Below are 13,637 nucleotides of genomic sequence, written 5' to 3'. Positions count from 1 at the left end.
ACGGGTGTCGGCGACACGGGTATCGGGGACGGGGGCGTCCGTGAGGCGGCCGTCCGTGACACGGGCGTCGGCGCGACGGTGGCCGAGGAGTTCCGGCGGCTGTACGGAGCCGGGCCCGAGGGCGTCTGGGCGGCCCCCGGCCGGGTGAACCTGATCGGCGAGTACACCGACTTCAACGACGGCTTCGTGATGCCGCTGGCGCTGCCGCACCGGGCGGTCGCCGCGGTGTCCCGCCGTACGGACTCGGTCCTGCGCGTGCACTCCGCCGATGTCCAGCAGGGCGTCGTCCAGCTCGACGCCGACGCGCTCGTACCGCTCTCCGACACCGGCTGGGCCGCCTACCCGGCCGGTGTCGTCTGGGCGCTGCGCCAGGCCGGGCACCCGGTCGGCGGCGCCGACATCCATCTGGCGTCGTCCGTCCCGACCGGCGCGGGCCTCTCGTCCTCGGCCGCGCTGGAGGTCGTCACCGCGCTCGCCCTGAACGACCTGTACGGGCTGGGCCTGTCGGCACCCGAACTGGCCGTGCTCGCGCAGCGCGCCGAGAACGACTTCGTCGGCGTGCCGTGCGGGGTCATGGACCAGATGGCCTCGGCGTGCTGCACCGACGGGCACGCGCTCCATCTGGACACCCGCGACCTCTCCCAGCGCCAGGTGCCGTTCGACCTGGCGGCCCACGGCCTGCGGCTGCTGGTCGTCGACACCCGCGTCAAGCACGCGCTCGGCGACGGCGCGTACGCCGAGCGGCGCGCGGGCTGCGAGGCGGGCGCGCGGGCGCTCGGCGTGCGCGCGCTGCGCGATGTGGCGTACGAGGACCTGCCCGGGGCGCTCGACCGGCTGGCGGCGGCGGGCGAGAGCGACACCGTACGCCGCTACGTCCGCCATGTCGTGAGCGACGACCACCGCGTCGAACGGGTCATCGCGCTGCTCGACGCGGGCGATGTCCGCGCCGTCGGCGAGATCCTGGTCGAGGGCCACGCCTCGCTCCGCGACGATCTGCGGGTCTCCTGCGCCGAACTGGACCTGGTGGTCGAGACGGCCACCGCGGCCGGCGCGCTCGGCGCCCGGATGACGGGCGGCGGCTTCGGCGGCTCGGCGATCGTGCTGGTCGAGGAGCCGGACGCGGAGTCCGTGACGAAGGCGGTCACGGAGGCCTTCACGGCGGCGGGCCACACGGCCCCGCGCGTCTTCCCGGCGATCCCGTCGAGGGGCGCGCACCGGCTGGCCTGAGAGACCTGCCGGGTGGCAGGGAGGGGTGGTCCGGGGACGGGAGGGGAGCGCCGAGTCTCAGTCCTCCACGTACGGTGGGTGACGTCTGTGTACGTCCACGTACGCCGGGCCTCGGCTGGACGTGGTCCAGTGCTTGGTCCGCCCTTGAACGCCTGCGAGGCAGCAGCCATGGAAGCAGCGCGTCACCACACCGTGCACGAGGCGAAGACGCACTTTTCACGCGTCCCGGAGCAGGTGGCCGCCGGCGAAGAAGTCGTGATGACACTCGTGCCCCGCGACAACTGGATTCCGCACTACGGCGTGCGGGTCATGCTTGTGCGGCCGGTCGGTGCGCGCACGATTCAGGCGAGTGTCCTGCTCAGGCCAGCGACTTGATCAGGATGTACTCCGTCACGCCCGGCGGGTAGTCCGTGACCTCGCCGACGACCTGGTAGCCCTGCTTGCGGTAGAAGTCCGGGGCCTGGAAGTCCCAGGTCTCCAGCCGCGCCCGCGCGCACGCGCGTTCCGTTCTGGCCACACGCTCCGCCTGGGCCAGCAGCCGGCTGCCCAGACGGCCGCCGCGGTGGCGGTCGTCGACCCAGAGCAGATCCACATGGAGCCAGCGGGCCCAGGTGCGTCCCGCCAGGCCGCCGGCCAGCTCGCCCGTCCTGTCGTCCAGCAGCCAGACGTGGAGGGGGACTTCCTCGCCCAGCGGACTGGTACGCAGCGCGCGCAGGACCGGTGAGCGCCGCGAGTTGGCCGCGCCCAGCCGTTCGCCGAGCGCCGCGTGCCGTTCGTTGTCGACTTCTGTCTCCATACGAAACATGAGGCCCACCATAAACAGGGCGGGCAACGAGTTCTGCGAATTTCCTTCCGCTTCGGGCCCGCGCCCGTACGCTGGGGAAAAGCACCGGTGGGGGCCGGTGCTGTTCAGGGGTGGAGACAAGTCGGGTACGACGCCCGGGGTGGGGCAGCGGTCATCAGGCGGCGGCGGCCGTGCCGTTGACCTGTCGCCCCGCATACCGGGCGCCGTGCCCGCGATGTCGGCCACCCGCCTTCAGGGGGTGTCCATTGGTACGTATCCGGGTTCTCGTGGTGGACGACCATCGCATCTTCGCCGAGTCGCTCGCCGCCGCGCTCGCGGCCGAGTCCGACGTGGACGTGTCGGCCGCGGGCAGCGGCCCCGCCGCGCTGCGCTGTCTCGAACGCGCGGCGACGGAGGGGCGCAGGTTCGATGTGATGCTGGTCGACGCCGATCTGGGCGCGGTCCCGGGCGCGGCCGGCGGTTCGGTCAACGGCGCGCTCAACGGGACTGCGGGCGGTTCGGTCAACGGCTCGTTCAACGGCTCGCTCAACGGCTCGGCCAACGGGACGGCGGGACCGGCTTCGGTGACGGGGCCGGCTTCCGCTTCGGGCGGCGGGCCGGTTCAGGTGCCGGTCGCCCGTGCCGTGCCCGACCACGGCGAAGCCGTCCTGGTCGACGGCATCTCGCTGGTCGCCGGGGTCCGTTCGGCCCAGCCGTCCGTCCGTACGGTCGTGCTCGCCGAGAAGGACGACCCGCACCGCGCCGCGCTGGCGCTCCAGGCGGGCGCCTCCGGATGGGTCGCGAAGGACTGCTCGCTGCAACGGCTCCTCGCCGTGATGCGGGGCGTCCTGCGGGACGAGACGCATCTGCCGCCCGCGCTGCTCACGGGCGTCCTGCGCGAGCTGACGGCCGCGCGCAAACACCGTACGGAGAGCGAGCGGCTGGTCGAGTCGCTGACGCCGCGCGAGCGCGAGGTGCTGCGCTGCATGGTCGCGGGGCTGGGCCGCAAGGCCGTCGCCGAACGCCTCTTCCTCTCCCCGCACACCGTCCGTACGCATATGCAGAACGTGCTGGGGAAGCTGGGCGTGCACTCCACGCTGGCCGCCGTCGCCCTGGCCCGCCGGGCGGGCGTCGGGCCGGTCGATCTGGTGCCGCCGCTAGGGAACGTTGTCGAACGGGGCGGTCAACTGGCGTAGCAGCCCCGCCAGTTCACCGCGCTGGGCGCGGGACAGCTCGGCGAGGATCGCGCGCTCCTGGGCGAGCAGCCCGGCGAGCGCCTGATCCGCGCGGTCCCGCCCCTCGGCGGTGAGCCGTACCAGCACGCCGCGCCGGTCGCTGGGGTCGGGCAACCGCTCGACCAGCCCCTTCTTGGCGAGCCGGTCGATACGGTTCGTCATCGTGCCCGAGGTGACCAGGGTCTGCGTCAGCAACTGGCCGGGCGAGAGCTGATACGGGGCGCCCGCGCGCCGCAGCGAGGTCAGGACGTCGAACTCCCACGGCTCCAGGCCGTGCTCCGAGAACGCGATACGGCGCGCGCGGTCGAGATGGCGGGCCAGCCTGCTCACGCGGCTGAGCACCTCGAGTGGTTCCACGTCGAGGTCGGGGCGCTCTCGGCGCCATGCTGCGACCAGTCGGTCGACCTCGTCCTCCATGACGATCAGTGTAGAGGGTGCCTCGACATGAAGTCTCTTGACGTCAAGATATATGGCGGTGCAGGGTGGGAGGCGACCGCCGTGGGCCGCTCCCGCGGTGTACTCCGCGACCGCGATGGGGGCTCCACCATGCACTCCGCACCGTCCCGTTCCTCCTCGTCCGACCAGCCGCCCGCCGGGCCGCCCGCCCCGACCTGGGACCCGGGCCAGTACCTCAGGCACGCCGGCCACCGCGGCCGTCCGTTCCTCGATCTGCTGGCCCGTATCCCCGAGCCGCCCGCGGGCGGCGGCGCCGTCAGGATCGCCGACCTCGGCTGCGGCCCCGGCAATGTCACCGCGCTCCTCGCCGACCGCTGGCCCGCGGCCAGGATCACCGGCTTCGACAACTCGCCCGAGATGCTCGACCGGGCCCGCGAGGGGTACGAGGGCCCCACCCCGGGCGGCGGTGCGCTGGACTTCCGGGAGGGCGACGCCGCGCACTGGACGCCGGGCGAACCGTACGGCCTGATCGTCTCCAACGCGGCCCTCCAGTGGGTGCCGAACCACCCCGAGTCCTTCGCCGGCTGGATCGACGCCCTCGCCCCCGGCGGCACCTTCGCCTTCCAGGTCCCCGGCAACTTCACCGCCCCCAGCCACACCCTGCTCGCCGAACTGTGCGCCACCCCGCGCTGGCGCGACCGGCTCGACCTCCCGGCCCTGCGGTCCGTGCGCGTCCTGGAGCCCGCGGACTACCTCATGCGCCTCTCGGACCTCGGCTGCGCGGCGGACGTCTGGGAGACGACGTACCTGCAGCTCCTCACCGGCGAGGACCCGGTACTCGACTGGGTGAAGGGCACCGCCCTGCGGCCCGTCCTCACCGCGCTGGAGGGCGACGAGGCGGCCACGGAGGAATTCACGGCCCAATACCGCGACCTGCTCCGCGCCGCCTACCCCCCGGGCCCGCACGGCACGGTCTTCCCGTTCCGCCGCGTCTTCGCGGTGGCGCACAGGGCGGGGTGAGGCCTCGTGGGCGCCGGCGGCGCCGTCGTCTCAGATCTTGCGGTGGCCTATGAGCCGCGGCTTCGGTTCCAGGTTCTCCAGGCCGTGCCAGGCCAGGTTCACCAGATGCGCCGCCACCTCCGACTTCTTCGGGCGGCGCGCGTCCACCCACCACTGGCCCGTCAGCGCCACCATGCCCACCAGCGCCTGGGCGTACAGCGGCGCCAGCTTCGGGTCGAAGCCGCGGGCCTTGAACTCCATGCCGAGGATGTCCTCGACCTGCGTGGCGATATCGCTGATCAGCGAGGCGAACGTGCCCGTGGACTGCGCCACCGGAGAGTCGCGGACCAGGATGCGGAAGCCGTCCGTATACATCTCGATGTAGTCGAGCAGGGCGAACGCGGCCTGTTCCAGCAGCTCACGGGGGTGGCCGGCGGTGAGGGCGCTGGTGACCATGTCCAGCAGCTGGCGCATCTCGCGGTCCACGACCACCGCGTACAGGCCCTCCTTGCCGCCGAAGTGCTCGTAGACGACGGGCTTGGAGACCCCGGCCTTCGCCGCGATCTCCTCGACCGACGCGGCCTCGAAGCCCTTCTCGGCGAAGACGGTGCGGCCGATGTCCAGCAGCTGTTCGCGTCGTTCCGCACCGGTCATCCGGACCCTGCGGGTCCGCCGCCCTCCCGTGGTCCGGCCCTTGTCGGTGCTGCCCTTGCCGCTCGTACTGCCGTCGATCGCCACGGTGCCCATCATGCCTTGGCGGGTGCGCTCTTGCGGCGGGTGTCCAGCCGGGAAGCGCTCGGCCAGCGGACGTCCGACGCCCAGCCCAGCAGCTCGAACCAGCGGATGATCCGGGCGCTGGAGTCGAGCTGGCCCCTGAGCACGCCGTGCCGCGCGCTGGTCGGGTCCGCGTGGTGCAGGTTGTGCCAGGACTCGCCGCAGGACAGCACCGCGAGCCACCAGACATTCCCCGAGCGGTCCCGGGACTTGAAGGGACGCTTGCCGACCGCGTGACAGATCGAGTTGATCGACCACGTGACGTGGTGCAGCAGCGCCACCCGCACCAGCGAGCCCCAGAAGAACGCCGTGAACGCCCCCCACCAGGACATCGTCACCAGCCCGCCCACCAGCGGCGGGATCGACAGCGAGACGACCGTCCACAGCGCGAACTGACGCGAGACCGCGCGGATCGCCGGGTCCTTGATCAGATCGGGCGCGTATGTGTGCTGCGGCGTCTGCTCCTCGTCGAAGAGCCAGCCGATGTGCGCCCACCACAAGCCCTTCATCAGCGCGGGAAGGGTCTCGCCGAACCGCCACGGGGAGTGCGGGTCGCCTTCCGCGTCCGAGTACTTGTGGTGTTTGCGGTGGTCCGCCACCCAGCGGACCAGCGGGCCCTCCACGGCGAGCGAACCGGCCACGGCGAGCAGGATCCGCAGCGGGCGCTTCGCCTTGAAGGAGCCATGGGTGAAGTAGCGGTGGAAGCCGATCGTGATGCCGTGGCAGCCGATGTAGTACATCGCCACCATCAGACCCAGATCGAGCCAGCTCACGCCGCCCCAGGCGAACGCCAGCGGCACGGCGGCGAGCAGGGCCACGAAGGGCACGGCGATGAAGAGCAGCAGGGCGATCTGCTCGATGGTCCCCTTGCTGTCCCCGCCGAGCGTGGCGGAGGGGAGCGCGGGGCCATCGGCGCCCACGGCGGTGGAAGGGGTGGGGGGAGTGGAGGGATCGTCGATCACATCGGGGGGTGTGGGCATGAGGGGGTCCCCTGGGGGTGAGGAGTAGGTCAGAAGTACGAATAGGGCAGAACGTTGGATACGGGTGCGTAACCTACGGCATCGTAAGTATGGCAGCGCCGCACGGCGCGGCAAGAGGCCTGTGGATAACACCAAGCGAAGGGCACCTATCCTTGTTGTCGTCGGACAGCGCGGTCCGCGAGACCTTCTCCCGGAAGGTCTGACGCCTCCAGAACCCTCCAGACGTGCTTAAACACTGCAAGGAGCCGCACCTGTGAGCAGTGCCGACCAGACCTCATCCGCCAGCGCGGAGCTGCGCTCAGACATCCGCCGTCTCGGTGACCTCCTGGGCGAGACCCTCGTACGGCAGGAAGGCCCGGAGCTCCTCGACCTCGTCGAGCGAGTACGCGCGTTGACGCGCGAGAACGGAGAAGCCGCCGCCGAGCTGCTCGGTGACACCGACCTGGAGACCGCCGCCAAGCTGGTGCGCGCCTTCTCCACCTACTTCCACCTGGCCAACGTCACCGAACAGGTACACCGCGGCAGGGAAATGCGCGAACGGCGCGCCGCCGAGGGCGGCCTGCTCGCCCGCACCGCGGACCGCCTCAAGGACGCCGATCCCGAGCATCTGCGCGAAACCGTCAAGAACCTGAACGTACGGCCCGTGTTCACCGCGCACCCCACCGAGGCCGCGCGCCGCTCCGTACTCAACAAGCTCCGCCGCATCGCCGAACTGCTCGAAGCACCCGTCATCGCCTCCGACCGGCGCCGCCACGATCTGCGGCTCGCCGAGTCCATCGACCTGATCTGGCAGACCGACGAACTGCGCGTCGTACGGCCCGAACCGGCCGACGAGGCCCGCAACGCCATCTACTACCTCGACGAACTCCACGTCGGCGCCGTCGGCGACGTCCTCGAAGACCTTGTCGCCGAACTGGAACGCGTCGGCGTCGAACTGCCCTCCGGCACCCGGCCGCTCACCTTCGGCACCTGGATCGGCGGCGACCGCGACGGCAACCCGAATGTCACCCCCGAGGTCACCCGCGAGGTCCTGATCCTCCAGCACGAGCACGGCATCACCGACGCGCTCGAACTCATCGACTACCTGCGCGGCCTGCTCTCCAATTCCATCCGCTACACCGGCGCCACGGACGAACTGCTCGACTCGCTCCAGACCGACCTGGCACGCCTCCCGGAGATCAGCCCCCGCTACAAGCGGCTCAACGCCGAAGAGCCCTACCGCCTCAAGGCCACCTGCATCCGCCAGAAGCTCGTCAACACCCGCGAACGCCTCGCCAAGGGCACCCCGCACGAGCCCGGCCGCGACTTCCTCGGCACCGCCGAGCTCCTCGACGACCTCACCCTCATCCAGACCTCGCTGCGCCAGCACCGCGGCGGCCTCTTCGCCGACGGCCGCATGGACCGTACGATCCGTACGCTCGCCGCCTTCGGCCTCCAGCTCGCCACCATGGACGTACGCGAACACGCCGACGCCCACCACCACGCGCTCGGACAGCTCTTCGACCGCCTCGGCGAGGAGTCCTGGCGCTACACCGACATGCCGCGCGAATACCGGCAGAAGCTCCTCGCCAAGGAACTGCGCTCCCGCCGGCCGCTCGCCCCCACCCCCGCGCCGCTCGACGCGGCGGGCGAGAAGACCCTCGGCGTCTTCCACACCGTCCGCCAGGCCTTCGAACGGTTCGGGCCCGAGGTCATCGAGTCGTACATCATCTCCATGTGCCAGGGCGCGGACGACGTCTTCGCGGCGGCCGTACTGGCCCGCGAGGCCGGACTCCTCGACCTGCACGGCGGCTGGGCCAAGATCGGCATCGTGCCGCTGCTGGAGACCACGGACGAGCTGCGCGCCGCCGACGTCATCCTCGACGAGATGCTCGCCGACCCCTCCTACCGCCGGCTCGTCTCGCTGCGCGGCGACGTCCAGGAGGTCATGCTCGGCTACTCCGACTCGTCCAAGTTCGGCGGCATCACCACCTCGCAGTGGGAGATCCACCGCGCACAGCGCAGGCTCCGCGACGTCGCCCACCGGCACGGCGTACGGCTGCGCCTCTTCCACGGCCGCGGCGGCACCGTCGGCCGCGGCGGCGGCCCCTCGCACGACGCGATCCTCGCCCAGCCCTGGGGCACGCTGGAGGGCGAGATCAAGGTCACCGAGCAGGGCGAGGTCATCTCCGACAAGTATCTGATCCCCTCCCTGGCCAGGGAGAACCTGGAACTGACCGTCGCCGCCACACTCCAGGCCTCGGCCCTGCACACCGCGCCGCGCCAGTCCGACGAGGCGCTGGCCCGCTGGGACTCGGCGATGGACACCGTCTCGGACGCCGCGCACGCCACGTACCGCGCGCTGGTCGAGGACCCCGACCTGCCCGCGTACTTCTTCGCCTCCACCCCCGTCGACCAGCTCGCCGACCTCCACCTGGGCTCCCGGCCCTCCCGGCGGCCCGACTCCGGCGCGGGTCTCGACGGACTGCGCGCCATCCCCTGGGTCTTCGGCTGGACGCAGTCGCGGCAGATCGTGCCCGGCTGGTACGGGGTCGGCTCGGGCCTGAAGGCCCTGCGCGAGGCCGGACCCGACACGGTGCTCGACGAGATGTACGAGCACTGGCACTTCTTCCAGAACTTCCTGTCGAACGTCGAGATGACGCTCGCCAAGACCGACCTGCGCATCGCACGCCACTACGTGGACACCCTCGTGCCCGACGAGCTGAAGCACGTCTTCGGCGCCATCGAGGCCGAGCACGCGCTCACCGTCCAGGAGGTGCTGCGGATCACCGGCGGCGATAAGCTCCTCGACTCCAACCCGGCGCTCCAGCAGACCTTCGCGATCCGGGACGCCTACCTCGACCCGATCTCCTACCTCCAGGTCTCGCTGCTCGCCCGCCAGCGCGCGGCGGCGGAACGGCAGGAGGCGCCCGATCCGCTGCTGGCGCGGGCGCTGCTGCTGACGGTCAACGGCGTCGCGGCGGGGCTGCGCAACACCGGCTGATCCGGCTTGCCGCGGTACGCGCGGACGCGACGACCGCCCCCGGCCCGGGTCTCCCGGCCGGGGGCGGCGTCGTACCCACGACGTGCCCGCTGTTCAGAGCGCGAAGAACGTGGCCAGCAGCAGCGCGGCGCCCGCCAGCGCCGTCCCCCACGCCGTCCGGGTCATCCGCAGACCGCCGCCGATGACGAGCGAGGCCAGCAGCAGCGCCCCGCCCAGCGGCACCCACGCGTACAGCAGCCCCGCCGTGCCGGTACGGACCAGCTCATCGGTGCCCGGCTTCACGACGACCGGGAGCCGCTCGCCCTTCTTGACGGCGACCGACTGCTCGATGGCCATCCCCGCGCGGGGCCCGTCCGGGCCGTCGGGATCGTACGGCCCGGTGCAGGTCCCGTCGGCGCAGCGGGACACCGTGAGCGTGCCGTGCTCACGGCCCTTGGAGAGCACGATGTGGTGGGCGGAGTCCCAGGAGGTCCAGACGGCCGCGACGAGCAGCAGCGCGGCGACGCAGCCCATCGCGGCCCGCCGGCCGAAGGAGAGCACGCGCCCGGAGGGGTGCCTCTTGCGCCGCTTCCGCTCTGTCGTCCGTCCCATAGGGCGGGATCTTTGGCCATAGGCATGCGCCCGGTCAACTCCACCTTGTCCATGCCGTCGAGCACCAGGACCACCGGCTCGGGCAGCCGCTCCAGGGCGGAGCAGAGGCGGACCAGCAGCGAATGACCGACAGCCCCGGCGGAGACGGGCGCGCCGATGTCACCGGTGAGCCCGGCGAGTCCACGACGGAACGCGTCCACGACGTAGGTCCAGAAGACGCCCGGGGTGTCGCCGGAGTCCAGGGTCACCCACACCACCGGGCCGGGGGCCGTGCCCCACCGTGTCCAGGAAGAGACGAGGGTCGTCCTGCCGGCTCCCGCCGGGCCCGTGACGAGCGTCAGCGGCCCGTTCGTGCCCTCGGTGAGCCGGTCCAGAAGCCGCTTCCTGCGGAGGAGGCCGCGGGCGACCGGCGGGACCGAGAACGTGGCCGCGAGCAGGGGGTCACCGGACGGATCCAGCGCCCCGGCTGCGCCGGACGACGCGACGAGAGCGTTTCCGTCGTCTTCCGCGCCTGTGGCACGGGCTGGAAGCATACGTACCACCCCAGGTGGCGATGGACGGCTCTGGCCCTCGGACGGCTCACGGCCGGGAAACCGCCCTTTCCATGGTCATGCGCTCAGCCGTTGATCGCCACGCGGCTGCCCGAAGACGGGTCACCCGTGCCGGGCGTTGCGTTCCGCGGACCGGGCCGGTGGAATGGACGGGCCGGTGGAATGGACGAGCCGGTGGAATGAATGACAAGAGCGGTCTGATCGGCGGGAGGCTTGATCGCGTGGACAGGCGGTGGGCCGCACGCCTCGCACTCGTGGCGGGCACCGCGGCCCTGCTGGTTCTCCTGGTGTCCGCCGGGCTGCGGAGCGTCGCGCTGGTGGGGGTGGGGCTGGCAGGACTGGCGGTCACGGCCGCCGCCGTGTGGTGGGTGCTCGCGCGCACGGGTGTGGTCAGGGCGCTCGCTCTCGTACTGGCGACGGGCGCACCGGTCGCCGTCCTGGTGTTCTACGCGGTCGCCGGCGTGCTGTGGGTGGTGCTCGTCTCGCTCGCCCTGTGGACGCTGGCCGTATCCGCGGGCAGAACGGCACTTGCTGAGCCCGGCCCGCCGCGCACGCCGGAACGCCGGGTCGATCCTCCACGACGGCCGTTCCTCATCATGAACCCGCGCTCGGGCGGCGGGAAGGTCGAGAGGTTCCGCTTGGTGGACAGGGCCAGGGCTCTCGGCGCCGAAGTCGTCGTGCTGGACCCCGCGCATCCGCAGGACGTGGCCGAGCTGGCGAGGCGGGCCGTGGACGACGGCGCGGATCTCCTCGGCGTCGCGGGCGGCGACGGTACGCAGGCCCTCGTCGCGGGCGTGGCGATGGAGTTCGACGTTCCGTTCGTCGTCATCTGCGCCGGGACCCGTAACCACTTCGCCATGGACCTCGGCCTCGACCGAGAGGACCCGTCGGCGTGCCTCCAGGCGCTCACCGACGGGGTCGAGATCCGCGTCGACCTCGGCTTCATCGCCGGGGGAGACGCGGGAGACGTAGGTGACGTAGGTGACGTGGGAGATGCGGGAGATGCGGGAGGGCCCTCGGCAGCGGGCCGGGAGCGCGTCTTCGTCAACAACGCCTCCTTCGGGGCGTACGCGGCCGTGGTGCAGAGTCCGGGCTATCGCGACGACAAGGCCCGTACGACCCTTCAGCTGCTGCCGGACCTGCTCACCCACCACACCGGTCCGCGCCTGACGGTGCGCGCCGATTCCGTGGCCATCGACGGACCCCAGGCCGTCCTGGTGAGCAACAACCCTTACCGGCTGGGGGATCCCGCGGGCCTGGGATACCGGGACCGGCTGGACTCCGGCGTCCTGGGAGTGCTCGGTGTCAAGGTCGACAACGCGGTCCAGGCGGCCTCGATGCTGCGCGGCCGACGCGGGTCCGGGCTGACCTCGGCCACCGCTCGTCAGGTCGTCATCGACGCCGACGCGCCCCGCGTCCCGGCCGGCGTCGATGGCGAGGCCCTCACCGTGTCCGTTCCCGTACGCTGCCGGATCGAGCCGGGCGCGCTGCGCGTACGGCTGCCCCGTCACCGTCCGGGTGTGCCGCGCGGTACGCCCCCGCTGAACTGGCGCAGGGTGCGCGAGCAGGCCCTGACGGTGGGACGGGCCGCGGCGGGGCGTGCCCCGCGCTGACCGGCGACGGCCTCGCCGCCCACCGGCGGGAGGGCTCGCCGAACCGGATGTCAGAGGTGCCCGATACGGTCATCGCATCCGACCAAGGAGGGCCGCATGGCGACCACCTGGAGCTTGACGATCGACTGCGCGCACCCGGCGAAGCTGGCGGAGTTCTGGGCTCGGGCACTGGGCTACGCGGAGAAGCCCGCGCCCACAGGGTTCGGGAGCTGGGAGGAATGGCTCTCCGAGCACGGGGTCCCGGAGGACGAGTGGGACGACGGCGCCTACCTCTGTGATCCCGAGGGGACGGGCCCCACCATGTCCTTCCTGAAAGTGCCGGAGCCGAAGGCGGTGAAGAACCGCGTGCACCTGGACATACACGTCGGTGGCGGCCGTGAGACACCGTGGGAGGTGCGATGGCCGCGCGTGGTCGAGGCGGTGGAGCGGCTGACCGCCGCGGGGGCGACCGTGGTTCGTGAGGAGGACCTGGCGGGCAGGCCCGATCATGTGCTGATGGCCGATCCGGAAGGAAACGAGTTCTGCCTGGTCTGACAGCGGAATTCGGCAGCCCGACAGGAGCCGCGTCAGGAGTCGTGTCAGGAACCGTGCCAGGAGTCGAGTCGGGAGCCGCGTCAGGAGTCGTACGTACGTCAGGAGTTGTACGTGCTCTGCGCGCGCTCAAGTCCCTCGATCACCAGGGCCTCCACCGCGTCCGCTGCGCGGTCCACGAAGTACCCCAGTTCCTTGCGCTCCACCGACGAGAAGTCCTTCAGGACGAAGTCCGCGACCTGCATCCGGCCCGGCGGCCGGCCGATCCCGAACCGTACCCGGTGGTAGTCCGGGCCCATCGCCTTCGTCATCGACTTCAGACCGTTGTGGCCGTTGTCCCCACCGCCCAGCTTCAGCCGCAGCACGCCGTAGTCGATGTCCAGCTCGTCATGGATCGCGACGATGTTCGCCGTCGGGACCTTGTAGAAATCACGCAGCCCGGTGACCGGACCACCGGACAGATTCATGTACGAGGCGGGCTTGGCGAGCACGACCCGGCGATTGGCGGGACCCGGCGGCCCGATCCGGCCCTCGATCACCTGCGCCTGTGCCTTCTGCGCCCGCTTGAAGGAGCCGCCGATGCGCTCCGCCAGCAGATCGGCCACCATGAACCCGACATTGTGCCGGTTGGCCGCGTAACCGGGCCCGGGGTTCCCCAGGCCGACGATCAGCCAGGGGGCGTTGGCATCCGTGGTCATCCGCGCTGCGTCTCCTCTGGATCAGGTGCATCAGGTGCATCAGGTGGATCAGGGTGGATCAGGTTGATCAAGGTGCGTCGGCTGGATCAAGTGGACCGGGTGGACCCGGCGTGGACCAGGGTCGACCGGGCGTACGGACAGCCGAACGGGGTGGCGGGGCCTCGGCCCGCCACCCCGTGGGGCACAGCGTACGGATCAGCCCTCGGCGCCCCCGGCCGCCTCGGGCTTGTCTCCGGGCGGTTCCTCCGCCTTTTTGGGCAGAGGCGGGATGGAGG

The 13,637-nt window shown here is 71.6% G+C and carries 13 protein-coding genes and 1 pseudogene; 7 read left to right on the top strand and 7 right to left on the bottom strand.

Features of this window, described 5'->3' with window-relative positions; genetic code table 11:
• Window positions 1–78 precede the first annotated feature (78 nt).
• The gene (gene galK, locus ACZ7LS_RS29830) at window positions 79–1,227 is read left to right on the top strand and encodes a galactokinase (protein ID WP_385131672.1); all 1,149 of its coding nucleotides are present in this window, start codon (window positions 79–81) and stop codon (window positions 1,225–1,227) included.
• 168 nt (window positions 1,228–1,395) lie between these two features.
• Entirely contained in the window at window positions 1,396–1,602 is a 207-nt protein-coding gene (locus tag ACZ7LS_RS29825; protein WP_382882310.1) for a type II toxin-antitoxin system Phd/YefM family antitoxin, read from the top strand.
• Here ACZ7LS_RS29825 and ACZ7LS_RS29820 read toward each other — a convergent pair.
• Window positions 1,586–2,032: a GNAT family N-acetyltransferase gene (locus ACZ7LS_RS29820; RefSeq protein ID WP_382521959.1), complete on the bottom strand. Its 447-nt coding sequence runs from the start codon at window positions 2,030–2,032 to the stop codon at window positions 1,586–1,588. The two genes, ACZ7LS_RS29825 and ACZ7LS_RS29820, sit on opposite strands and share 17 nt — an antisense overlap.
• Before the next feature lie 245 nt (window positions 2,033–2,277).
• On the opposite strand from ACZ7LS_RS29820, the gene ACZ7LS_RS29815 reads away from it, so the two are divergent.
• Complete coding sequence (locus ACZ7LS_RS29815) at window positions 2,278–3,207, top strand: LuxR C-terminal-related transcriptional regulator (protein ID WP_382970236.1); 930 nt, start codon at window positions 2,278–2,280, stop codon at window positions 3,205–3,207.
• Here ACZ7LS_RS29815 and ACZ7LS_RS29810 read toward each other — a convergent pair.
• A complete protein-coding gene (locus ACZ7LS_RS29810; RefSeq protein WP_129766999.1) occupies window positions 3,169–3,663 on the bottom strand; it encodes a MarR family winged helix-turn-helix transcriptional regulator in 495 nt (164 codons plus the stop codon). The genes ACZ7LS_RS29815 and ACZ7LS_RS29810 overlap by 39 nt on opposite strands.
• Window positions 3,664–3,792: 129 nt before the next feature.
• Here ACZ7LS_RS29810 and ACZ7LS_RS29805 point away from each other — a divergent pair, with 129 nt between their 5' ends.
• On the top strand, window positions 3,793–4,662 hold the full coding sequence (locus ACZ7LS_RS29805) for a trans-aconitate 2-methyltransferase (protein ID WP_385131498.1): 870 nt from the start codon (window positions 3,793–3,795) through the stop codon (window positions 4,660–4,662).
• A gap of 30 nt (window positions 4,663–4,692) precedes the next feature.
• On the opposite strand, the gene ACZ7LS_RS29800 is transcribed toward ACZ7LS_RS29805, so the two are convergent.
• Together ACZ7LS_RS29800 and ACZ7LS_RS29795 are read right to left on the bottom strand one after the other, a co-directional pair.
• Window positions 4,693–5,388: a TetR/AcrR family transcriptional regulator gene (locus tag ACZ7LS_RS29800; protein WP_385317640.1), complete on the bottom strand. Its 696-nt coding sequence runs from the start codon at window positions 5,386–5,388 to the stop codon at window positions 4,693–4,695.
• On the bottom strand, window positions 5,388–6,395 hold the full coding sequence (locus tag ACZ7LS_RS29795; RefSeq protein WP_382521947.1) for an acyl-CoA desaturase: 1,008 nt from the start codon (window positions 6,393–6,395) through the stop codon (window positions 5,388–5,390). Before ACZ7LS_RS29795 ends, ACZ7LS_RS29800 begins: the two co-directional genes overlap by 1 nt.
• 253 nt (window positions 6,396–6,648) lie before the next feature.
• Between ACZ7LS_RS29795 and ppc the strand changes: the two genes are divergently transcribed.
• Window positions 6,649–9,378, top strand: coding sequence for a phosphoenolpyruvate carboxylase (gene ppc, locus ACZ7LS_RS29790; protein WP_385131494.1), 2,730 nt, complete (start codon window positions 6,649–6,651; stop codon window positions 9,376–9,378).
• Window positions 9,379–9,471: 93 nt separating this feature from the next.
• Here ppc and ACZ7LS_RS29785 read toward each other — a convergent pair whose 3' ends face one another.
• Together ACZ7LS_RS29785 and ACZ7LS_RS29780 are read right to left on the bottom strand one after the other, a co-directional pair.
• Window positions 9,472–9,969: a hypothetical protein gene (locus tag ACZ7LS_RS29785; protein ID WP_382671525.1), complete on the bottom strand. Its 498-nt coding sequence runs from the start codon at window positions 9,967–9,969 to the stop codon at window positions 9,472–9,474.
• 50 nt (window positions 9,970–10,019) lie between these two features.
• Window positions 10,020–10,502, bottom strand: a pseudogene (locus ACZ7LS_RS29780) (helix-turn-helix transcriptional regulator); the annotation flags it as partial.
• Window positions 10,503–10,699: 197 nt separating this feature from the next.
• Between ACZ7LS_RS29780 and ACZ7LS_RS29775 the strand changes: the two are divergent.
• A complete protein-coding gene (locus ACZ7LS_RS29775) occupies window positions 10,700–12,133 on the top strand; it encodes a diacylglycerol kinase family protein (RefSeq protein WP_385131491.1) in 1,434 nt (477 codons plus the stop codon).
• Window positions 12,134–12,229: 96 nt separating this feature from the next.
• Window positions 12,230–12,667, top strand: coding sequence for a VOC family protein (locus ACZ7LS_RS29770; RefSeq protein ID WP_382521935.1), 438 nt, complete (start codon window positions 12,230–12,232; stop codon window positions 12,665–12,667).
• A gap of 98 nt (window positions 12,668–12,765) precedes the next feature.
• On the opposite strand, the gene pth is transcribed toward ACZ7LS_RS29770, so the two are convergent.
• On the bottom strand, window positions 12,766–13,362 hold the full coding sequence (gene pth / locus ACZ7LS_RS29765; RefSeq protein WP_129767007.1) for an aminoacyl-tRNA hydrolase: 597 nt from the start codon (window positions 13,360–13,362) through the stop codon (window positions 12,766–12,768).
• Window positions 13,363–13,637: the final 275 nt, after the last annotated feature.

It is taken from the genome of Streptomyces sp. NPDC039430 (genome assembly GCF_055639435.1).
Note: the sequence above shows the minus strand (reverse complement) of the source record. Positions and strands in the feature narration are given on the sequence as shown.